This window comes from Streptococcus infantis (assembly GCF_047464715.1).
GTDB lineage: Bacteria > Bacillota > Bacilli > Lactobacillales > Streptococcaceae > Streptococcus > Streptococcus infantis_S.
Map to the genome: position 1 here is coordinate 141673 of NZ_JASHBJ010000002.1, position 20443 is coordinate 162115.

General features: G+C 40.8%; 24 protein-coding genes. 11 read left to right on the forward strand and 13 right to left on the reverse strand.

Features of this window, described 5'->3' with window-relative positions; translation table 11 throughout:
• Positions 1-118: 118 nt before the first annotated feature.
• The 9 genes from gatC to nusB all read left to right on the forward strand — a co-directional run bounded on the left by gatC (position 119) and on the right by nusB (position 7586).
• Positions 119-421, forward strand: coding sequence for an Asp-tRNA(Asn)/Glu-tRNA(Gln) amidotransferase subunit GatC (gene gatC, locus QM419_RS05430; protein ID WP_414278152.1), 303 nt, complete (start codon positions 119-121; stop codon positions 419-421).
• Complete coding sequence (gene gatA / locus QM419_RS05435) at positions 421-1887, forward strand: Asp-tRNA(Asn)/Glu-tRNA(Gln) amidotransferase subunit GatA (protein WP_414278153.1); 1467 nt, start codon at positions 421-423, stop codon at positions 1885-1887. The genes gatC and gatA overlap by 1 nt, the downstream gene beginning before the upstream one ends.
• Positions 1887-3332, forward strand: a complete 1446-nt coding sequence (gene gatB / locus QM419_RS05440; RefSeq protein ID WP_414278154.1) for an Asp-tRNA(Asn)/Glu-tRNA(Gln) amidotransferase subunit GatB — start codon at positions 1887-1889, stop codon at positions 3330-3332. The genes gatA and gatB overlap by 1 nt, the downstream gene beginning before the upstream one ends.
• A gap of 52 nt (positions 3333-3384) precedes the next feature.
• Positions 3385-3777 (forward strand): hypothetical protein, encoded by a 393-nt coding sequence (locus QM419_RS05445; protein ID WP_223339387.1) that lies wholly within the window; start codon positions 3385-3387, stop codon positions 3775-3777.
• Between the two features lie 50 nt (positions 3778-3827).
• Entirely contained in the window at positions 3828-4814 is a 987-nt protein-coding gene (locus QM419_RS05450) for a zinc-ribbon domain-containing transport protein (RefSeq protein WP_414278155.1), read from the forward strand.
• A gap of 9 nt (positions 4815-4823) precedes the next feature.
• The gene (locus QM419_RS05455) at positions 4824-6119 is read left to right on the forward strand and encodes an SPFH domain-containing protein (RefSeq protein ID WP_414278156.1); all 1296 of its coding nucleotides are present in this window, start codon (positions 4824-4826) and stop codon (positions 6117-6119) included.
• Positions 6120-6199: 80 nt separating this feature from the next.
• Positions 6200-6760, forward strand: coding sequence for an elongation factor P (gene efp, locus QM419_RS05460; RefSeq protein WP_006150235.1), 561 nt, complete (start codon positions 6200-6202; stop codon positions 6758-6760).
• Positions 6761-6781: 21 nt separating this feature from the next.
• A complete protein-coding gene (locus QM419_RS05465; RefSeq protein ID WP_006150382.1) occupies positions 6782-7171 on the forward strand; it encodes an Asp23/Gls24 family envelope stress response protein in 390 nt (129 codons plus the stop codon).
• Positions 7164-7586, forward strand: a complete 423-nt coding sequence (gene nusB, locus QM419_RS05470) for a transcription antitermination factor NusB (protein ID WP_004251901.1) — start codon at positions 7164-7166, stop codon at positions 7584-7586. The genes QM419_RS05465 and nusB overlap by 8 nt, the downstream gene beginning before the upstream one ends.
• 117 nt (positions 7587-7703) lie before the next feature.
• Here the strand turns inward: nusB and QM419_RS05475 are convergent, their stop codons facing one another.
• From QM419_RS05475 to QM419_RS05535, 13 genes are all read right to left on the reverse strand, one after another.
• Positions 7704-8471: an acetyl-CoA carboxylase carboxyl transferase subunit alpha gene (locus QM419_RS05475; protein WP_414254355.1), complete on the reverse strand. Its 768-nt coding sequence runs from the start codon at positions 8469-8471 to the stop codon at positions 7704-7706.
• Positions 8471-9334 (reverse strand): acetyl-CoA carboxylase, carboxyltransferase subunit beta, encoded by an 864-nt coding sequence (gene accD / locus QM419_RS05480; protein WP_303404166.1) that lies wholly within the window; start codon positions 9332-9334, stop codon positions 8471-8473. Before accD ends, QM419_RS05475 begins: the two co-directional genes overlap by 1 nt.
• A 185-nt stretch (positions 9335-9519) precedes the next feature.
• A complete protein-coding gene (gene accC, locus QM419_RS05485) occupies positions 9520-10887 on the reverse strand; it encodes an acetyl-CoA carboxylase biotin carboxylase subunit (protein WP_049508931.1) in 1368 nt (455 codons plus the stop codon).
• Between the two features lie 11 nt (positions 10888-10898).
• Positions 10899-11321, reverse strand: coding sequence for a 3-hydroxyacyl-ACP dehydratase FabZ (gene fabZ / locus QM419_RS05490; RefSeq protein ID WP_414278157.1), 423 nt, complete (start codon positions 11319-11321; stop codon positions 10899-10901).
• Positions 11318-11800 carry an acetyl-CoA carboxylase biotin carboxyl carrier protein gene (gene accB, locus QM419_RS05495; RefSeq protein ID WP_414278158.1) on the reverse strand — a complete coding sequence of 161 codons (483 nt, stop codon included), beginning with the start codon at positions 11798-11800 and terminating at the stop codon, positions 11318-11320. The genes fabZ and accB overlap by 4 nt, the downstream gene beginning before the upstream one ends.
• 2 nt (positions 11801-11802) lie before the next feature.
• Positions 11803-13038, reverse strand: coding sequence for a beta-ketoacyl-ACP synthase II (gene fabF, locus QM419_RS05500; protein WP_414278243.1), 1236 nt, complete (start codon positions 13036-13038; stop codon positions 11803-11805).
• A 22-nt stretch (positions 13039-13060) separates the two neighbouring features.
• Positions 13061-13795: a 3-oxoacyl-[acyl-carrier-protein] reductase gene (gene fabG, locus QM419_RS05505; RefSeq protein ID WP_263393996.1), complete on the reverse strand. Its 735-nt coding sequence runs from the start codon at positions 13793-13795 to the stop codon at positions 13061-13063.
• A 32-nt stretch (positions 13796-13827) separates the two neighbouring features.
• Positions 13828-14748 carry an ACP S-malonyltransferase gene (gene fabD, locus QM419_RS05510; protein WP_414278159.1) on the reverse strand — a complete coding sequence of 307 codons (921 nt, stop codon included), beginning with the start codon at positions 14746-14748 and terminating at the stop codon, positions 13828-13830.
• A complete protein-coding gene (gene fabK / locus QM419_RS05515; protein ID WP_414278160.1) occupies positions 14741-15715 on the reverse strand; it encodes an enoyl-[acyl-carrier-protein] reductase FabK in 975 nt (324 codons plus the stop codon). The genes fabD and fabK overlap by 8 nt, the downstream gene beginning before the upstream one ends.
• 116 nt (positions 15716-15831) lie before the next feature.
• Positions 15832-16056: an acyl carrier protein gene (locus tag QM419_RS05520; RefSeq protein WP_000257840.1), complete on the reverse strand. Its 225-nt coding sequence runs from the start codon at positions 16054-16056 to the stop codon at positions 15832-15834.
• Positions 16057-16113: 57 nt separating this feature from the next.
• The gene (locus QM419_RS05525; protein ID WP_414278161.1) at positions 16114-17088 is read right to left on the reverse strand and encodes a beta-ketoacyl-ACP synthase III; all 975 of its coding nucleotides are present in this window, start codon (positions 17086-17088) and stop codon (positions 16114-16116) included.
• Entirely contained in the window at positions 17088-17522 is a 435-nt protein-coding gene (locus QM419_RS05530; protein WP_006155246.1) for a MarR family winged helix-turn-helix transcriptional regulator, read from the reverse strand. Before QM419_RS05530 ends, QM419_RS05525 begins: the two co-directional genes overlap by 1 nt.
• A 92-nt stretch (positions 17523-17614) precedes the next feature.
• A complete protein-coding gene (locus tag QM419_RS05535; protein WP_414278162.1) occupies positions 17615-18400 on the reverse strand; it encodes an enoyl-CoA hydratase in 786 nt (261 codons plus the stop codon).
• A 231-nt stretch (positions 18401-18631) separates the two neighbouring features.
• Here QM419_RS05535 and QM419_RS05540 point away from each other — a divergent pair, with 231 nt between their 5' ends.
• Entirely contained in the window at positions 18632-19996 is a 1365-nt protein-coding gene (locus QM419_RS05540; protein ID WP_414278163.1) for an aspartate kinase, read from the forward strand.
• 2 nt (positions 19997-19998) lie between these two features.
• Positions 19999-20370: a DUF956 family protein gene (locus QM419_RS05545; RefSeq protein WP_263394001.1), complete on the forward strand. Its 372-nt coding sequence runs from the start codon at positions 19999-20001 to the stop codon at positions 20368-20370.
• Positions 20371-20443 lie beyond the last annotated feature (73 nt).

The following is a 20443-nucleotide window of genomic DNA, read 5'->3' on the forward strand; positions in this document are numbered from 1 at the left end:
ATCGAAATAAAAAGTATTTTTCAATTTCTGTTTCTTTTTAGCTTGACTTGCCTTATTTATAGGAAAATATGGTAAAATAGAACAGATAAAGAATCATCATTTCACGAAAGGATATCCGATGAAAATTACGCAAGAAGAGGTAACTCACGTTGCCAATCTTTCAAAATTAAAATTCTCAGAAGAAGAAACTGCTTCATTTGCGACAACACTCTCAAAAATTGTTGATATGGTTGAATTGCTCAGTGAAGTTGACACAACTGGTGTTGAACCAACGACTACCATGGCTGATCGTAAGACCGTATTGCGACCGGATGTTGCTGAAAAAGGAACTGACCGTGACCGCTTGTTTAAAAATGTACCTGAAAAAGAAAACTACTATATCAAGGTACCAGCTATCCTGGATGACGGAGGAGATGCCTAATGACTTTTAACAATAAAACGATTGAAGATTTGCACAACCTCCTTGTTTCTAAGGAAATTTCAGCAACAGAACTTACCCAAGCGACACTTGACGATATCAAGGCGCGTGAAGAGGCTATCAATGCCTTTGTCACTATCGCTGAAGATCAAGCTCTTGCTCAAGCTAAAGCTATTGATGAAGCTGGAATCGATGCTGACAATGTTCTTTCAGGGATTCCCCTAGCTGTTAAGGATAACATTTCTACAGATGGTCTCTTAACAACAGCAGCCTCAAAAATGCTCTATAACTACGAGCCTATCTTTGATGCCACAGCTGTTGCCAATGCAAAATCTAAGGGTATGATCGTTGTTGGAAAAACCAACATGGACGAGTTTGCCATGGGTGGATCTGGTGAGACTTCTTACTATGGACCAACCAAGAATGCTTGGGACCACAGCAAGGTTCCTGGTGGATCATCAAGTGGTTCAGCTGCAGCTGTAGCTTCTGGACAAGTCCGTTTATCACTTGGTTCTGATACTGGTGGTTCTATCCGCCAACCTGCTGCCTTCAACGGGATTGTTGGTCTCAAACCAACTTACGGAACAGTTTCACGTTTCGGTCTTATTGCCTTTGGTAGCTCATTAGACCAGATTGGACCTTTCGCACCAACCGTTAAAGAAAATGCGCTCTTACTCAATGCTATTGCTAGCGAAGATGCCAAGGATTCAACTTCTGCACCCGTTCGTATAGCAGACTTTACTTCTAAGATTGGTCAAGACATCAAGAGTATGAAAATTGCCCTTCCTAAGGAATACCTTGGTGAAGGTATTGATCCAGAAGTTAAAGAAACCATCCTCAACGCAGCCAAACACTTTGAAAAACTAGGTGCAGTTGTAGAAGAAGTTAGCCTTCCACATTCTAAATACGGGGTTGCCGTATACTACATCATCGCATCATCTGAAGCTTCTTCAAACTTGCAACGATTTGACGGTATCCGCTATGGTTTCCGTGCTGAAGATGCTAAGAACTTGGATGATATTTACGTTAACACTCGTAGCCACGGATTTGGTGATGAGGTCAAACGTCGTATCATGCTTGGTACTTTCAGTCTTTCATCAGGTTACTACGATGCCTACTACAAAAAAGCTGGTCAAGTTCGTACCCTTATTATCCAAGATTTCGAAAAAGTATTTGCAGATTACGACCTCATCCTTGGTCCAACAGCTCCAAGCGTGGCCTTTGACTTGGATTCGCTCAACCACGATCCAGTTGCTATGTACTTGGCGGATCTCTTGACAATCCCAGTTAACTTGGCTGGTCTACCAGGAATTTCGATTCCTGCAGGATTTGCTCAAGGTCTACCAGTAGGTTTGCAATTGATTGGTCCTAAATACTCAGAAGAGACTATTTATCAAGTTGCTGCTGCTTTTGAAGCAACAACAGACTACTACAAACAACAACCCGTGATTTTTGGAGGTGATAACTAATGAACTTTGAAACAGTCATTGGACTTGAAGTCCACGTAGAGCTCAACACCAATTCAAAAATCTTCTCACCTACTTCTGCCCACTTTGGAAATGACCAAAATGCCAACACCAACGTGATTGACTGGTCTTTCCCTGGGGTACTACCTGTTCTCAATAAAGGTGTTGTTGATGCCGGTATCAAGGCCGCTCTCGCCCTCAACATGGACATCCACAAGAAGATGCACTTTGACCGCAAGAACTACTTCTACCCTGATAATCCTAAAGCCTACCAAATCTCTCAGTTTGATGAGCCAATCGGTTACAACGGTTGGATTGAAGTAGAACTTGAAGATGGTACGACTAAGAAAATTGGTATTGAACGTGCCCACTTAGAAGAAGACGCTGGTAAAAATACCCACGGTACAGATGGTTACTCTTATGTTGACCTCAACCGTCAAGGAGTGCCGTTGATTGAGATTGTGTCCGAAGCAGACATGCGTTCACCAGAAGAAGCTTATGCTTATCTAACAGCCCTCAAGGAAGTTATCCAATACGCTGGTATTTCCGACGTTAAGATGGAAGAAGGTTCCATGCGTGTGGATGCCAACATCTCTCTTCGTCCCTATGGTCAAGAGAAATTCGGTACCAAAACTGAGTTGAAGAACCTCAACTCCTTCTCAAACGTCCGTAAGGGTCTTGAATACGAAGTGCAACGGCAGGCTGAAATCCTTCGCTCAGGTGGTCAAATTCGCCAAGAAACACGTCGTTACGATGAAGCGAACAAAGCAACCATCCTCATGCGTGTTAAAGAAGGTGCTGCAGACTACCGCTACTTCCCAGAACCAGATTTACCACTCTTTGAAATCTCAGATGAATGGATTGAGGAAATGCGCACTGAGTTGCCAGAATTTCCAAAAGAACGCCGTGCTCGCTACGTATCTCAACTTGGTCTATCAGACTACGATGCTAGCCAGTTGACTGCCAACAAAGCCACTTCTGACTTCTTTGAAAAAGCTGTCGCTCTTGGTGGTGATGCTAAACAAGTCTCTAACTGGTTACAAGGTGAAGTCGCTCAATTCTTGAACGCGGAAGGTAAAACACTGGAACAAATCGAATTGACACCAGAAAACTTGGTGGAAATGATTGACATCATCGAAGATGGAACTATTTCATCTAAGATCGCTAAGAAAGTTTTCGTTCACCTTGCTAAAAATGGCGGTGGCGCTCGTGAATATGTGGAAAAAGCTGGTTTGGTTCAAATATCAGACCCTAATGTTTTGATTCCAATCATCCATCAAGTCTTTGCGGATAATGAAGCCGCTGTTGCCGACTTCAAGTCAGGAAAACGTAACGCTGACAAGGCCTTCACAGGATTCCTCATGAAAGCAACCAAGGGCCAAGCCAATCCACAAGTTGCTCTTAAACTACTTTCCCAAGAATTGGCTAAGTTGAAAGAGAACGAGTAAATATACTTTCGTTAATAGCCTTTTCTACTAAAAAATAGAATAAGGAGAATAAATGAACAAATTTTTACGAGTACTATTTATTTTAGTTATTATCGCAATGTTGGGTGCTTCTATTCTACAAATCTTTCTCCCATCCTATATGGGAGAGCATTCTGGTTACGGTATTTCTGCAGGATGGCAAAGAGAAATTGGAATTTGGAATCTAGCTGTCTTAATTATTATTCTTGCTGTTAATATTAAGTACGATTGGTTTTACCTGAGAATTGCCCTTCTTGCCCTTATTATTGGTGGTATAGGAATAGGAACAAATCATTTGTTAAATTTTATTGAATATCATTCTCCTGTTAATGCGATTGGTGCTATCGAGAATTATATACTCGTATTTGGTTGGATTATAGGGTGGTTTATTGAAAATAAAACTATAAAACTCCAAAACTCTTTATAGACATAAAATTTAGCAAAAACTATTTTTGTACTCACATAGTTAGGAGACATATGAAAAAGTTATATACTCTTATCGCTACTTTCTTGCTTCTTCTCTTTGTGACACCCCTGCAATCAATCGATGCAGGTGTTGGACATTCTCGAAGTGGTAGCTCTAGCCACAGTAGCTCACGAAGCAGTAGCAGTTCTCGAAGTAGTAGTTCTAGCCGAAGTCGTTCAAGTGGTAGTTCTTCTTCTAGAAGCAGCTATCGTTCTGGCGATAGTTACTCAAGTTTAGATGGTTCTCTAGGGACAGGAATGAGCATTCTTATCATGTTTGGTGTTGGAGCTTTCTTACTCTTCATGCTCATTAAATATTTGAGTGACCAGAATTCATCATCTGGTAAATCTTATGGAAGCTCTCCTGGCTATACTGTTGAACCAACACTTCACCGTCGAGTAGAAAACAACAATTTAGCTATCGATCGTGTTCGATATGATGATCCAAACTTTGATGCCTCTGCTTTCACTTCATGGGTTAAAGAAGTCTACATCCAGTTACAGGCAGCCTGGACTAAAAAGGATTGGAATCTGGTTCGTTCTCTTGAAAGCGCCAGTCTCTATTCTCAACACAGTTCTCAACTAGAAGAACATATCCAATCCCAAACAACCAATGTCTTAGAACGAGTTTGTGTTGAAAATGTTCGAATCAAAGATTTCAATAGTAATCCAGATGGAAACGATACTTTAGTGGTTATCCTTTCATCTACCTTGAGAGATTACGTCATCGAAGACAAGACTCGTAAGGTTATTGAGGGAGACCCTCAAAAAGATCTATTTACAGTTTATCAAATGAACTTCATCCGCAAACATGGCAGTCAAACTGAAAGTTCTGTTCAAGATGAAGCCGTTAGCGACCGCTGTCCAAACTGTGGCGCTCCACTGAAAATATCAGCAATCAGCAAATGTGACTATTGCGGATCTGATATCACCCGTAGTCCAAACCAATGGGTTCTTGACACCTATGACGTTGTGGATGAAGACGAACTTTATAATTAGGAGGAAATTATGGGATTTATTCGTGCTGCCCTTTCAGCTGGGCTAAATAGTTTTAATGATAGCAAATTCAAGGAAGCCGTTGTACTTCCAGACCACGTCTCTTCAGACGTCATGGCCATCAAGGGACAATTGCTTACAAAAGATCCTGACGGTGGTTCAAGACAAAGCAACCAAAATACTGGTCTTTTAACAGACGGTTCTGTTGTTATTGTCCCTCAAGGATATGTTGCTGTTCTTGTCAATAACGGTACCTTCCTAGGGGATGTACTTGAAGCCGGAAGCCATGAATGGCGTGCAGGTGATAACGCTTGGCTCCTTGAAAAAGGTGGAATCAAGGGTACTTGGGAAAACTTCAAAAACCGCTTCTCTTTTGGTGGACAAGTTATTACTCGACAAGAAATCATCTTTATCCGTATGCAACCAATTGCAGGGAATAAATTTGGTACCCAAAATGCTGTAGAGTATTTCAGTGAACGTTACCAACAATTACTCAACATTCGTTTTTACGGATTATTTGATATCAAGGTTGCTGATCCTGTACTTTTCTATGTCAGCTCTATCAGCCAACAAATTGAAGATCATAAACCATTTACCATCCAAGATATTGCTCAAGGAACACTTCGACAAAATATCTCTCCTAAAATCGCAATTGCTATCGCTAAGTATACCAACGAAAACGGTGTTGACATTTACAGCTTAAATGCCAATCAAGACACATTCAATGAAGTAGCTAAACAAGAAGTTAACAAGGTTTGGACAGGACTTTATGGTATCGAAGCAACCAATATCTTGCTTGAAGACCTCAGTTACGACCAAGAAAGTCTAGAAATTGTTCGTAAACTTGATAGCGAACTCGTTGCTATGAAATACAATACCATCGAGATTGAAGAACGTCGTGCTCGTAATGAAGCTCTAATTGCGGCAGCCAATAATGAAGGTAATGGCAATGGTATGAACATGATTATGGGTATGAACCTAGGACAAACACTTGGTGGTCAATTAAACCAACAAGCTCAACCTGTTAGTCCAAATCAAACTGTTCCCCCAGTACAACCTGCTGATCCAAACCAAGCATTTACTCCGGCCCAAACTGCAAGTCCTGAGCAAGTTGCTAGCCCAGTAGAAACTGTTATCCCTGAACAACCCGCTAACTCAGTAGAAACTACTAATCCAGAAGTAACAACTCCTGCAGAAGAAACTACTAGTCAAGAAAAATCAACTAATAAAAACTTCTACATTGAAGTTGATGGCAAGTACGTATTAGTAACTAAAGATGAAGAAGGAAACATCGTTCCTGTCAACTAATCTCACTTCCCTGATATTTGAGAAATCTCACGACTTATGATACAATAAAGAGTAAATTATTTTATTAAAGAGGTAAAAACATGATTGAAGCAAGTAAATTAAAGGCTGGTATGACCTTTGAAACAGCTGACGGAAAATTGATCCGCGTTTTGGAAGCTAGCCACCACAAACCAGGTAAAGGAAACACTATCATGCGTATGAAATTGCGTGATGTCCGTACTGGTTCAACATTTGAAACTAGCTACCGTCCAGAGGAAAAGTTTGAACAAGCGATTATCGAAACTGTACCAGCACAATACTTGTACAAAATGGATGAAACAGCTTATTTCATGAACACTGAAACTTACGACCAATACGAAATTCCTGTTGTAAATGTTGAAAATGAATTGCTTTACATCCTTGAAAATTCTGAAGTTAAAATTCAATTTTATGGAACTGAAGTCATCGGTGTAACAGTACCTACAACTGTTGAATTGACAGTTGCTGAAACACAACCTTCTATTAAAGGGGCTACTGTTACCGGTTCTGGTAAACCAGCTACAATGGAAACTGGACTTGTCGTTAACGTTCCAGACTTCATCGAAGCAGGACAAAAACTCGTTATCAACACTGCAGAAGGAACTTACGTTTCTCGTGCCTAATCTCTAGAAAGAGGTCATTCTATGGGAATTGAAGAACAATTAGGCGAAATCGTTATCGCCCCACGTGTACTTGAAAAAATCATTGCAATTGCTACAGCTAAAGTTGATGGTGTCCACTCTTTTTCAAACAAATCAGTGTCTGACACCCTTTCAAAACTTTCACTCGGCCGTGGTGTCTATCTAAAAGAATCTGAAGAAGAGCTAACAGCTGATATCTATCTCTATCTTGAGTATGGTGTCAAGGTTCCTAAGGTTGCAATGGCTATTCAAAAAGCTGTAAAAGATGCCGTTCGTAATATGGCTGATGTTGAACTCAATGCTGTGAATATTCACGTTGCTGGTATTGCACCAGATAAGACACCAAAACCAGCATTAAAAGATTTGTTTGATGAGGACTTCCTCAATGACTAGTCCATTATTAGAATCTAGACGCGAACTACGAAAATGTGCCTTCCAGGCACTGATGAGTCTTGAATATGGTTCTGATATTGAAACAGCTTGTCGCTTCGCTTATACTCATGATCGAGAAGACGACGAGGTAAAACTCCCTAGCTTCCTAATCGATCTTGTATCTGGTGTTCAAGCTCAAAAAGAGGAACTAGACAAACAAATCACTCAGCATTTAAAGTCTGGTTGGACGATTGAACGTTTAACCTTAGTTGAAAAGAATTTATTGCGTTTGGGAGTTTTCGAAATCACTTCATTTGATACTCCTCAACTCGTAGCTGTGAATGAAGCTATTGAACTTGCAAAAAGCTTTTCAGATCAAAAATCAGCCCGTTTCATCAACGGACTGCTCAGCCAGTTTGTAACTGAAGAAAACTAACTATAGAAAAAGTGTTTGACTATTATCAAACACTTTTTTACTACACTTCCATCGAAACTTGGAGTCCAGGTTAACAAAAAAGCTAGAACTTATAATAGTTCTGGCTTTTTTATGTTTTTAATATTTTCTAAAGCGTTGGTAACGATCTTCAATGAGTTGATCTAGTGGCAGTTTACCAAGTTCATCAAGTTCTGCTCGGAGTTGTTCTTTGACTTGCTTGATCAGATCTTTACTTGATAGGCCCACCTCAGAAATAACCTTATCTACAATCTTCATATCTAGCAATTCGAAAGAAGTAATTTTCATCAACTCTGCAGCTTCCATGGCACGACTGCCATCCTTCCAAAGAATAGAAGCAAAGCCTTCAGGACTGAGAACTGCATAGATCGAGTTTTCTAACATCCAAACACGGTCTGCTACTGCTAGAGCTAAAGCCCCTCCTGAGCCACCTTCACCGATAATAATGGCAATAATCGGCACCTTGAGGTCGCTCATCTCCATAAGGTTACGAGCAATAGCTTCACCTTGACCACGCTCCTCTGCTCCAACACCAGGATAGGCACCAGCCGTGTTGATAAAGGTTACAACAGGACGGCCAAATTTTTCAGCCTGCTTCATCAAGCGAAGGGCTTTTCGATAACCTTCAGGATGAGGTTGTCCAAAGTTACGGTTAAGATTATCCTGTAAGCTTTTACCTTTTTGAATTCCAACAACAGTTACTGCCTGGTCTCCCAACCAACCGATACCACCAATAACAGCACCATCATCTCGGAAAGAGCGATCACCATGTAGCTCTACAAAGTCATCAAATATTCCTGTTGCGAAGTCCAAGGCAGTTAAGCGGGTTTGTTCACGTGCTTCTCTGACGATTTTTGCAATATTCATCAACAATCCCCCTTATGTAACCTTACTAATCGAGCAATCATATCTGGCAATTCTCTCCGTTTAACAATCGCATCCACAAAGCCATGTTCTAACAAAAACTCTGCCTTCTGGAAATCCTCTGGCAAATCTTCCCTTACGGTATTTTCAATGACACGGCGTCCAGCAAATCCTACTAAACTTTGAGGCTCTGCCAAGATAATATCACCTTCCATGGCAAAGGAAGCTGTAACACCTCCGGTTGTTGGATCTGTTAGGATAGTCAGATAAAAGAGACCTGCATTGGAATGACGTTTAACTGCTGCAGAGATTTTAGCCATCTGCATCAAACTCATGATTCCTTCTTGCATACGTGCTCCACCAGATGCTGTAAACAAGACGACTGGTAATTTTTCAGCTGTCGCGTATTCAAACAAACGAGTGATTTTTTCACCAACTACTGTTCCCATAGATGCCATGATAAAATTAGAATCCATGATTCCGAGAGCAACTTTTTCACCCTTAATCAAAGCAGTTCCTGTGACAACAGCCTCATCAAGACCTGTTTTTTCACGCATAGAGGCTAATTTTTTCTGGTAACCTGGAAATTCCAATGGATCTTGCGTCTCAATTCCTGTGAACATCTCTAGGAAGCTTCCCATATCAATGGTTAAAGCAAGGCGCTCTTGAGCTGAAATACGGAAGGTATAGCCACAGTGAGGACAAATACGTTCACTCCCCAAATCCTTTTGGTAAATCGTATATTTGCAACCTGGACATTGGGAGAAGAGCTCATCTGGAACCTCTGGCTTAATCTGAGGTTGATTTACAGTCGAACGATTGGGATTGATTCGAATATATTTATCTTTTTTACTAAATAGAGCCATACATCCCCCTTTTCAGTCTTATACTTTTTTATACTCAATGAAAATCAAAGAGCAAACTAGGAAGCCAGCTGCAGATTGCTCAAAGCACTGCTTTGAGGTTGTAGATAAGACTGACGAAGTCAGTCACATATATAATCCAACGCGAAGCTGACGCGGTTTGAATTTGATTTTCGAAGAGTATTACATTATTCTTTTTCTTGATAGTGTGGTAAGAAAGTTTCCATCAAGAATGAAGTATCGTAGTCTCCTGCTATCACGCGACGATCTGAAATCAAATCGAGTTGGAAATCAGCATTAGTGACAACCCCTTCAATTTCGAGCTCATAAAGAGCTCGTTGCATTTTCATGAGTGCATCAAAACGATTTTCACCATGAACAATAATTTTAGCAATCATACTATCATAGTATGGTGGAATGGTATACCCTGGATAAACTGCAGAGTCAACACGCAAGCCGACACCACCACTTGGTAGATACAGATTGGTAATCTTACCTGGACTTGGTGCAAAATTAAAGGCTGGGTTTTCTGCGTTGATACGGCACTCAATAGCATGTCCTTTTAGAACAATGTCTTCTTGTTTCAAGGTCAAAGGTTGACCTGCTGCAATACGGATTTGTTCCTTAACAATATCTACACCTGAAACAAATTCAGTTACCGGGTGTTCTACTTGGACACGCGTATTCATCTCCATAAAGTAGAATTTGCCAGTTGCTTCATCTAGTAGGAATTCAATAGTACCAGCATTCTCATAACCAACGGACTCCGCTGCACGGACTGCTGCAGCACCAATTTCATTACGCAGTGTTTTCCCAATGGCAATCGAAGGACTTTCTTCTAAAACCTTTTGGTTATTCCGCTGAAGCGAACAGTCACGCTCTCCTAGGTGAATAACATGTCCCATCTGGTCAGCAAGTATCTGTACTTCAATATGGCGAGCAGGATAAATCACACGCTCAAGATACATAGCCCCATTACCAAAGTTGGCTTTAGCTTCACTAGAGGCTGTTTCAAAGGCTGACACAAGATCCTCTGCCTTTTCAACCTTACGAATCCCTTTACCACCACCTCCAGCTGAAGCTTTCAGCATAACTGGATAACCAATTTTTTCAGCAATAGCAAGAGCCTCTTCTGCAGTATGGACTTCGCCATCTGATCCTGGAATGACAGGTACATTAGCCTTAATCATTTGAGCACGGGCGTTAATTTTATCTCCCATGACATCCATGACACGAGCTGATGGTCCGATAAATTTGATACCAACTTCTTCACACATGGTTGCAAACTTGGAATTTTCACTTAAAAAACCAAATCCAGGGTGAATAGCTTCAGCTTCAGTCAAGACCGCAGCTGAAAGGATGGCATTGATGTTTAGATAAGATTCTGTAGCCTTCCCAGGGCCGATACAGATAGCCTCATCAGCCAAAAGCGTGTGGAGAGCTTCCTTGTCAGCAGTCGAATAGACAGCGACTGTTGCAATTCCTAACTCTCGTGCCGCACGAATAATACGAACAGCAATTTCACCACGATTGGCAATTAAAATCTTACGAAACATGGAAAACCTCCCTAGTTTCCAATAGCAAAGGTCAGAGTACCGCTTGCTGCAAGCTTACCATCTACTTCTGCCTTCGCTTCTACTACGGCGATTGTGCCACGACGTTTGACAAAAGTTGCTGTCATGACAAGCTGATCACCAGGAATAACTTGTTTCTTAAATTTCACTTTGTCCATACCAGCATAGAAGACAAGTTTCCCTTTGTTTTCAGGTTTAGACAATTCCAAAACACCTGCTGTCTGAGCCAAGGCTTCCATAATGAGGACTCCAGGCATAACTGGGTATTGAGGAAAATGACCATTGAAGAAAGGTTCGTTAATCGTCACATTTTTAATGGCAACAATGGTGTCTTCGCTAACTTCCAAGACACGATCTACTAAGAGCATGGGATAACGGTGTGGCAAAGCTTCTTTAATTCCTTGAATATCAATCATTTGATACGTACCAAGCCTTTCCCAAACTCAACCATTTCTTCATTTTCAACAAGAATTTCTGTTACGACACCGTCTTTAGGTGCTGGAATTTCGTTCATAACCTTCATAGCTTCAATGATGACCAAGGTTTGGCCTTTTTTGACAGTATCACCGACTGAAACAAAATTAGGTTTGTCTGGTCCGGCAGCCAAGTAAGCAACTCCGACAAGTGGACTTTCTACGAGGTCCCCTTCAGCTACAGATTCAGTAGCATTTGATTCTGAAACTGTTTCTTTAACTGATGTTGTAGTTGGAGCTTGTGGTGCAACTGTAGGTGCAGGTGCTGGAACCACAGGTTGAGGTGCTGGACTTGTTTCTGCCAAAAGTTTCGCTTCATTCTTACTGAAGACCAACTCGTCCGTTCCATTTTTATAAGAAAATTCTTTCAAGCTTGACTGGTCAAATTGTGCCATCAAGTCTTTGATTTCATTTAAATTCATCTTTACTTATTCTCCCAACGTTTGAAAGCAAGAACTGCATTATGCCCACCAAATCCAAAAGTATTTGAGATAGCATAAGGAATTTCACGTTCCACACCTTGTCCATAAATAACGTTTGCTTCAATGTAGTCTGACAATTCTGTCGTTCCAGCTGTCATTGGAACATAGTTGTTACGGATTGCTTCAATTGTTGCAATGGCTTCAACTGCACCTGCTGCACCGAGCAAGTGTCCTGTAAATGACTTGGTTGAAGATACAGGTACTTCTTTACCGAGAACCGCTACAATCGCTCCGCTTTCTCCCTTTTCATTAGCAGGAGTTGATGTACCGTGTGCATTAACGTAGGCTACTTGGTCTGGTGTAATTTCAGCTTCCTCCAAGGCAAGTTTGATAGTTTTAATAGCCCCTTGACCTTCTGGATGTGGTGAAGTCATATGGTAGGCATCACAAGTGTTGCCATAACCAACAACTTCGGCTAGGATCGTTGCTCCGCGTTTTTCCGCATGCTCTAAACTTTCAAGAACCAACATACCTGATCCTTCACCCATAACAAATCCATTACGATCCTTATCAAATGGAATAGAAGCACGAGTTGGATCCTCTGTTGTTGAAAGAGCTGTTAAGGCTTGGAAACCTGCAATCGCAAATGGAGTAATAGAAGATTCTGAACCACCAACAAGCATGATATCTTGGAAACCAAATTTGATAGAACGGAAGGCATCTCCGATAGCATCATTTGATGAAGCGCAAGCTGTGTTGATAGATTTACAGATACCATTGGCACCAAAGCGCATAGCTACATTTCCTGCAGCCATATTTGGCAAAGCTTTTGGAAGTGTTAATGGTTTAACACGTTTAGGCCCTTTTTCGTGAAGTCGAAGGACTTGGTCTTCGATTTCTCTGATTCCACCGATACCTGATGCAACGATGACACCAAAGCGGTCTTTATCAAGCGCTTCTACATCAAGATTAGCATGGTAAACTGCTTCTTGAGCAGCATACAAGGCATACAAAGAATAGTCATCGAAACGATTGGTATCTTTTTTTACAAAATATTTGTCAAAAGGAAAATCATTAATCTCTGCTGCATTATGGACGTCAAAAGCACTGTGATCAAACTTGGTGATTTCACCAATCCCAATCTTTCCATTCTTTAAACTGTTCCAAAATTCTTCTGGCGTATTCCCAATTGGAGATGTTAGTCCATAACCTGTTACTACTACACGATTTAGTTTCATTTTCATACCTCTATTTTAACTCTTATTGCATGGTAAGTCCACCATCAATTGCAATGACTTGTCCCGTTAGATAATCTTGGCTTGCAAGAAAGGCTGTCACCTCTGCGACCTGCTCAGCTTGGCCAAATTGTTTCATCGGAATTTGTGCCAACATGGCATCTTTTACCTTATCAGATAGGACTGCAGTCATATCTGATTCGATCATTCCTGGTGCAATGGCATTGACACGCACATTACGATTGGCTACCTCACGTGCTACTGATTTGGTAAATCCAATTAGACCAGCCTTAGAAGCAGCGTAGTTCGCTTGACCGATATTTCCCATCAAACCAACGACACTGGACATATTGATAATGGCCCCTTCACGAGCTTTTATCATCTGCTTCAAGACTGCTTGCGTCATGTTGAAGGCTCCCGTTAGATTGACTTTCAAGACCTTCTCAAAATCTTCTTCTGTCATCTTCAGCATGAGAGTGTCTTGAGTAATCCCAGCGTTATTCACTAGGACATCAACTGAACCTAGCTCTTCAATGGCTTGGTCTACCATGCGTTTTGCATCCGCAAAGTCTGAAACATCCCCAGAAATAGCAAGTACCTTCACACCATATGGTTTAAACTCGTCTAGAAGCTCCTCGGAGATTTCACCACGACTATTCAAGACAACGTTGGCTCCCAAGCTAGCAAATTTATGAGCAATGGCAAGACCAATTCCTCGACTTGAGCCTGTAATAAAGACATTTTTCTGTTCTAGTTTCATTTTTCTCCTTTCAGAACTTCTACCATTTTGGTCTAATTTTCTAAGAGTGCTTGTAGACTTGCTTGATCTTCAACATTTGCAAGTTGAGCAGTTTTATCAATCTTTTTGACGAATCCTGACAAGACTTTTCCAGGGCCAATCTCGATAAAACGAGTTGCACCAGCTTCTTGCATGACTGCAATGCTTTCATAAAAACGAACAGGTTCCTTAACTTGACGAGTCAAGAGTTCTGCAATTCGTTCTTTTTCCATGACCTTTGCTTCTGTATTACCAACAAGTGGACAAGCAAAGTCATTAAACTCAACATCTTCTAGGACTTGAGCTAATTTTTGACTAGCAGATTCCAATAAAGCTGTATGGAAAGGTCCAGAAACATTTAGCGGAATTAAGCGTTTTGCTCCTGCTTCTTGCAAGAGTTCAACTGCACGATCCACAGCAACCACCTCACCACCAATAACAATTTGACTTGGGGTATTGTAGTTAGCTGGAGTCACAACACCAAGTTGAGAAGCTTCTTTACAAGCTTGTTCAACAACTTCAACTGGAGTATTGAGAACGGCTACCATTTTACCAGACCCAGCAGGTGCCGCTTCTTCCATATAAGATCCACGCTTAGCAACTAGAGCCACCGCATCCTCAAAATCCAAAGCACCACTAGCTACGAGGGCAGAATATTCACCAAGAGACAGACCTGCCACCATATCTGGTTGGTAACCCTTCTCCTTTAGTAGTCGGTAAATGGAAACGGATGTAGCCAAAATAGCTGGTTGTGTGTAACGAGTCTGATTTAGCTTCGTTTCATCGTTATCAATCAAGTCACGAAGATCATAACCCAAGACCTGGCTAGCTTGGTCGATTGTTTCCTTGACGATAGCATATTGGTCATATAGTTCACGTCCCATTCCAAGGTACTGGGCTCCTTGACCTGCAAATAGAAAGGCTGTTTTAGTCATTTCTTGTAACTCCTGCCCATCGAGCGGCTTCTTTTTGAATTTTCTCAGCTGCACCATAGTAGATATCTTTTAAGATTTCTTCAACTGTTTCTTCTTTAGATACCAAACCTGCAATCTGGCCGGCCATTACTGAACCGCCATCCACATCACCATGGACAACAGCCTTAGCTAAGGCTCCAGCACCCATTTGCTCAAAGATTTCCAAATCTGGATTTTCTTGTTTAAAGGCATCTTTTTCAGCTTGCTCGAAATCACGAGTCAATTGGTTTTTGATGGCACGAACTGCGTGTCCAAAATGTTGTGCTGAAATCGTTGTATCAATATCACGGGCTTTTAAAACCTTAGCTTTATAGTTTGGATGAGCATTAGATTCTTTAGCAACTACAAAACGAGTTCCTACTTGAACAGCTTCTGCACCAAGCATAAATCCAGCTGCAGCTCCCTCGCCGTCTGCAATACCACCTGCAGCGATTACAGGAATTGAAACAGCCGCTGCAACTTGGCGAACCAAGGTCATAGTTGTTAATTTACCAATATGTCCGCCGGCTTCCATACCTTCAGCAATGACGGCATCTGCACCGATTTTTTCCATGCGTTTAGCCAAAGCTACACTTGGGACTACAGGAATAACGGTAATCCCCGCTTCGTGGAATCGCTCCATGTATTTGCTTGGATTTCCTGCACCAGTTGTGACTACCTTAACCCCTTCTTCAATAACGAGGTCAACAATATCATCAACAAATGGAGACAAGAGCATAATATTGACACCAAAAGGCTTGTCTGTTAAAGATTTAATCTTATCGATGTTGGCTTTAACCACTTCTTTAGGTGCGTTTCCTCCACCAATGATACCGAGACCACCAGCTTTTGAAACAGCTCCAGCCAAATCGCCATCTGCCACCCAGGCCATTCCACCTTGGAAGATAGGATATTTAATATTTAATAGTTCAGTGATACGTGTTTTCATATTGCCTCCATAAGTCTTGCTTACGTAATAGTTCGACTTTATTATAATTTGACGGTCAAACTATTACCTAAACAAGAGGGAGCGGGTCTCCCCTACTCCTTCTTCATTTATTCTAATTATTTAGTTTGCTCTTCAACGTAAGCAACCAAGTCGCCAACTGTTTTCAAGTTGTCTTCAGCTTCGATTTGGATATCAAAAGCGTCTTCGATTTCTGAGATTACTTGGAACAAGTCCAATGAATCTGCATCCAAATCATCAAAAGTAGATTCAAGTGTTACTTCTGATGCATCTTTTCCAAGTTCTTCAACGATAATTTCTTGTACTTTTTCAAATACTGCCATGATAGACTCCTTTAAAATAAATAGTTTTTTATAACAATGTGATCACCACATGATTACCTAAATTGTAACAATAAGTGTGCCCCATGTCAAACCTCCACCGAAACCTGACAAGAGAATTTTTTGGCTACCATCCAAATGGATGAGCCCTTCTTCTACACACTCAGAAAGTAAAATCGGAATACTTGCCGCACTGGTATTTCCATACTTCATCATATTAGCAGGAAGTTTGTCACGATCGACACCGATCTTTCTAGCCATCTTATCTAAAATTCGAATATTAGCTTGATGAAGCAAGAGATAATCGAGTTCATCTGCTGATATTGGACTTTTTTCGATGGTCTGTTTAATAGATTTAGCCACGTCTCGAATTGCAAAGTCAAAAACTGCTCTCCCATCCATTTTCAAGAAAACATCTGGTTCTTCTTGAATCGAAAATGGTGAAATCAATCCTGTCTGTCCATATGTGAGACACTCACCACGAGAACCATCGCTATTGAGACTTTCAGCTAAGAAATGTTCTTGGTCACTCGCCTCTAGTAGTACACCACCAGCTCCATCTCCAAACAAGACAGCTGTTGAGCGGTCAGACCAATCCAAAGATTTTGACATGGTCTCACTACCGATAACCAGACCCTTCCGATATGTTCCTGAAGAAATGAACTTTTCTGCAGTTGATAGGGCAAAGACAAATCCACTACAAGCAGCTGTTAAATCATAAGCAAAAGCCTTATGAGCGCCAATTCTTGCCTGAACACGAGCTGCTGTAGAAGGCATCATCGAGTCAGGTGTCATAGTAGCCAGAATAATAAAATCTAACTCTTCAGCAGAAATCCCTGCCTTGTCCAGAAGTTGTCTTGCAACCTCTGTAGCCAAATCTCCTGTTGATTCTGTTTTAGAAATATGACGTTCTTTAATCCCTGTCCGACTTGAGATCCATTCATCACTCGTATCCATGACCTGAGCCAAGTCTTCGTTAGTGATAATCTGCTCTGGAGCATAATGAGCGACCTGGCTTATTTTTGCAAAAGCCATTACTTCAAATCCTCCAAAAAGTGATAAAGATTAGTCAACCCTTTACCCATAACTTCCATCTCTTCAGGACTCATGCCTTCGATAATTCTTTCGACCATGGCCTTATGGAAACGTTTATGAAGACGGTGAACGAGACGACCTTTCTTTGTCAAATGCAGATGTACTACACGACGATCTTGATCTGAACGGATACGTTCGATGTATCCTTTTCTCTCCAAATTGTTTAAACTCGTTGTCACAGTCCCTAGAGTTACCATCAACTCTTTGGAAACTTGGCTCGGAGTCACTTCTGGATACTTACCGATAACATCAATCGTGTGCATTTCTTTGATAGAGATGTCTTTGAAACGACTACCTCGCAAACTTACTTCCTCGATCACTAGGACGTTGTTAAAAATTGATGTTAAATAGTCATTGACTTGTTGGTAGTCCATTTCTCTTCCCTCCTTTATCAAAAAAAAGTTTAATAATCAAAACATTTGACAAAAAAAGTATATCAAACTTCAAAGAATAGTGCAAGTATTTTTTATTTCCCGATAAATTTTGGACGTCTTCTTTCAGAATGTGCACGAACACCTTCTTTAAAATCTTCCGTATAGGATAGTGATTTTTGTAGTTCCAATTCAAGTTGAGCATATTCATGCCATTGCTTGAACTCACTTTCCCAAACAAGTTTCTTAATCGCAGCATAGGAATTTGAAGAGCCACGTCTCAACTTCTTCAACAATTGTTCTCTTGTTTTTTCTAATTGTTCACTAGTACATAGACGATATAGAGCTCCTGCCTCCATTGCCTTTTCAGCGGTAAAAGCTTCTCCAGTCATAGCTAATTGAGTTGCTCTAGTTGCACCGAGCGATCTTGTCAGCAAGAATAAGCCACCCGCGTCAGGAGCCAATCCTACACCTACAAAAGCCTGGATAAATTTAGACTTGTCAGATGCGATACAGAAATCAACTGCCAAGGCCGTATTGGCTGCAGCTCCAGCAACTGCTCCATCCACCTCCATGATAACAGGCTTAGGAATCTGTTTAATCTTATAAGAAATAGTATTGACCAATTCAGCAATTCGAGTTAAGGAAGCAATATCATCCTCATCGACAGCACGTTTCATTTCAACTAAATCGCCACCAACAGAAAACACCTTACCAGCAGCATTGATGAGAATAAATGAAACAGAATCGTCTTTTTCAGCTAATTCCAGTGCTTCTAAAATCTCTTCACACATAGGAATATGGAAACCATTTGCCACCTCGGGACGATTTAATGTAATCACCGCTAAATCGTCTTGAATTTGAAAGATAATATGATTCATAGCCACTCCTTTGATTTAAAAAGCTGATTAAATTATTTTATTTTCAAAGTATATCTTTTTCTTTTTATTTATACAAGCAAAAATCGATTAAAAGTGTATCGGCCGATTTCGAAAGAAAAGTTTCTAACCTTATGGATACAGCTCTCTTATAAGATAACCCATTCGTATTCCAGATTGAAAAAAGCCCTTCTTTCTGCTATAATCGTATAAAATACTAACTGAGGAGTTTTTATGAAGGTTGTAAAATTTGGAGGAAGTTCACTCGCCTCTGCAAGCCAATTGAAAAAGGTTTTAAACATTGTAAAAAGTGACCCTGAACGTCGTTTTGTAGTTGTATCTGCACCAGGAAAGCGCGATGCTAAAGATACCAAGGTTACGGATGCTTTGATTAAATATTATCGTGATTATGTAGCAGGAAATGATATCAGTGCTAGTCAAAATTGGATTATCGATCGTTACGCTGCAATGGTTAGCGAACTAGGACTTAAACCAGCTGTTTTAGAACGAATCTCTAAAAGCATCCGAACTCTCGCTACCCTTCCAATTGAAAACAATGAATTTCTTTACGATACCTTCCTTGCTGCAGGGGAAAATAACAACGCTAAACTCATTGCAGCTTACTTTAACCAAAATGGATTAGAAGCTCGCTATGTTCATCCACGAGAGGCTGGTATTGTTGTTACAAGCGAACCTGGAAATGCTCGCATCATTCCTTCAAGTTATGATAAAATCGAAGAGCTCAATAATGGAACGGAAGTTCTGGTTATTCCGGGATTCTTCGGTGTGACTAAAGAGAATCAAATCTGTACCTTCTCACGTGGTGGATCTGATATTACTGGTTCAATTATCGCAGCTGGAGTTAAAGCTGACCTTTATGAAAACTTTACTGATGTTGACGGAATTTTTGCTGCCCACCCTGGTATCATTCACAAGCCACACTCAATCCCTGAATTGACTTACCGTGAAATGCGGGAATTGGCCTATGCAGGTTTCTCTGTACTGCATGACGAAGCACTCCTTCCAGCCTACCGTGGTAAAATTCCTCTCGTTATCAAAAATACCAATAACCCTGACCATCCAGGTACTCGTATCGTTCTGAAACACAGTAGTGATGAATTCCCAGTAGTGGGGATTGCTGGTGATTCTGGTTTTGTCAGCATCAATATGTCTAAATACCTGATGAACCGCGAAGTTGGTTTTGGTCGTAAAGTACTTCAAATTCTAGAAGACCTGAATATTGGTTGGGAACATATGCCAACTGGTATCGATGACCTATCTATCATTCTACGTTCACGAGAATTAACTCCTATTAAAGAAGAAGAAATCCTTCGTCAATTAGTTCAAAAAGCTGAAGTTGACCATGCTGAAATCGAACATGACCTGTCTATCATAATGATTGTTGGAGAAAAAATGAAGCGCCATATCGGGGTAACTGCTACAGCCACTCGCGCCCTATCTGAAAACAAGATCAACATTCAAATGATGTCACAAGGTTCTAGTGAAGTTTCTATCATGTTCGTTGTCCACAAAGACCAAGAAAAAGCGGCTCTTAAGGCTCTCTACCAAGCATTTTTCGGTGAAAGTAAGGAAGACTAAACATGGCACAATCCCTCAACAAAGTCATTGACCTACAAACTACCGGAACTTCCTATCTTTCCATTTCAGGAAAGGTTGGAAAGTTCCTTGTTGGAGATCAAGCACTAGAATTTTACGCAGACCGAAATGTCGAGGATTATATTCAAATCCCATGGTCTAGCGTTAATCAAATCGGAGCCAATGTTTCGGGTCGTAAGGTTAGTCGTCATTTTGAAGTTTTTACAGACCAAGGAAAATTCCTCTTTGCCTCAAAAGACTCCGGAAAAATTCTTAAAATTGCTCGGGAAAAAATCGGAAATGAAAAGGTTGTGAAGCTTCCAACCTTACTCCAAATCATCGGTCGTAAAATCAAAAATCTATTTGCAAAAAAATAGAAAGTTTAGTATAATCATAGAAACGGATAAGTAGGTTATCCTCTTCTTCCAGAAAGTCTGCGGGTGCTGCGAG

Bases quoted from the DNA above. Each gene is read 5' to 3' on its own strand.
- gatC (WP_414278152.1), top strand. From the start codon at position 119: ATGAAAATTACGCAAGAAGAGGTAACTCACGTTGCCAATCTTTCAAAA.
- gatA (WP_414278153.1), top strand. From the start codon at position 421: ATGACTTTTAACAATAAAACGATTGAAGATTTGCACAACCTCCTTGTT.
- gatB (WP_414278154.1), top strand. From the start codon at position 1,887: ATGAACTTTGAAACAGTCATTGGACTTGAAGTCCACGTAGAGCTCAAC.
- QM419_RS05445 (WP_223339387.1), top strand. From the start codon at position 3,385: ATGAACAAATTTTTACGAGTACTATTTATTTTAGTTATTATCGCAATG.
- QM419_RS05450 (WP_414278155.1), top strand. From the start codon at position 3,828: ATGAAAAAGTTATATACTCTTATCGCTACTTTCTTGCTTCTTCTCTTT.
- QM419_RS05455 (WP_414278156.1), top strand. From the start codon at position 4,824: ATGGGATTTATTCGTGCTGCCCTTTCAGCTGGGCTAAATAGTTTTAAT.
- efp (WP_006150235.1), top strand. From the start codon at position 6,200: ATGATTGAAGCAAGTAAATTAAAGGCTGGTATGACCTTTGAAACAGCT.
- QM419_RS05465 (WP_006150382.1), top strand. From the start codon at position 6,782: ATGGGAATTGAAGAACAATTAGGCGAAATCGTTATCGCCCCACGTGTA.
- nusB (WP_004251901.1), top strand. From the start codon at position 7,164: ATGACTAGTCCATTATTAGAATCTAGACGCGAACTACGAAAATGTGCC.
- QM419_RS05475 (WP_414254355.1), bottom strand. From the start codon at position 8,471: ATGAATATTGCAAAAATCGTCAGAGAAGCACGTGAACAAACCCGCTTA.
- accD (WP_303404166.1), bottom strand. From the start codon at position 9,334: ATGGCTCTATTTAGTAAAAAAGATAAATATATTCGAATCAATCCCAAT.
- accC (WP_049508931.1), bottom strand. From the start codon at position 10,887: ATGTTTCGTAAGATTTTAATTGCCAATCGTGGTGAAATTGCTGTTCGT.
- fabZ (WP_414278157.1), bottom strand. From the start codon at position 11,321: ATGATTGATATTCAAGGAATTAAAGAAGCTTTGCCACACCGTTATCCC.
- accB (WP_414278158.1), bottom strand. From the start codon at position 11,800: ATGAATTTAAATGAAATCAAAGACTTGATGGCACAATTTGACCAGTCA.
- fabF (WP_414278243.1), bottom strand. From the start codon at position 13,038: ATGAAACTAAATCGTGTAGTAGTAACAGGTTATGGACTAACATCTCCA.
- fabG (WP_263393996.1), bottom strand. From the start codon at position 13,795: ATGAAACTAGAACAGAAAAATGTCTTTATTACAGGCTCAAGTCGAGGA.
- fabD (WP_414278159.1), bottom strand. From the start codon at position 14,748: ATGACTAAAACAGCCTTTCTATTTGCAGGTCAAGGAGCCCAGTACCTT.
- fabK (WP_414278160.1), bottom strand. From the start codon at position 15,715: ATGAAAACACGTATCACTGAACTATTAAATATTAAATATCCTATCTTC.
- QM419_RS05520 (WP_000257840.1), bottom strand. From the start codon at position 16,056: ATGGCAGTATTTGAAAAAGTACAAGAAATTATCGTTGAAGAACTTGGA.
- QM419_RS05525 (WP_414278161.1), bottom strand. From the start codon at position 17,088: ATGGCTTTTGCAAAAATAAGCCAGGTCGCTCATTATGCTCCAGAGCAG.
- QM419_RS05530 (WP_006155246.1), bottom strand. From the start codon at position 17,522: ATGGACTACCAACAAGTCAATGACTATTTAACATCAATTTTTAACAAC.
- QM419_RS05535 (WP_414278162.1), bottom strand. From the start codon at position 18,400: ATGAATCATATTATCTTTCAAATTCAAGACGATTTAGCGGTGATTACA.
- QM419_RS05540 (WP_414278163.1), top strand. From the start codon at position 18,632: ATGAAGGTTGTAAAATTTGGAGGAAGTTCACTCGCCTCTGCAAGCCAA.
- QM419_RS05545 (WP_263394001.1), top strand. From the start codon at position 19,999: ATGGCACAATCCCTCAACAAAGTCATTGACCTACAAACTACCGGAACT.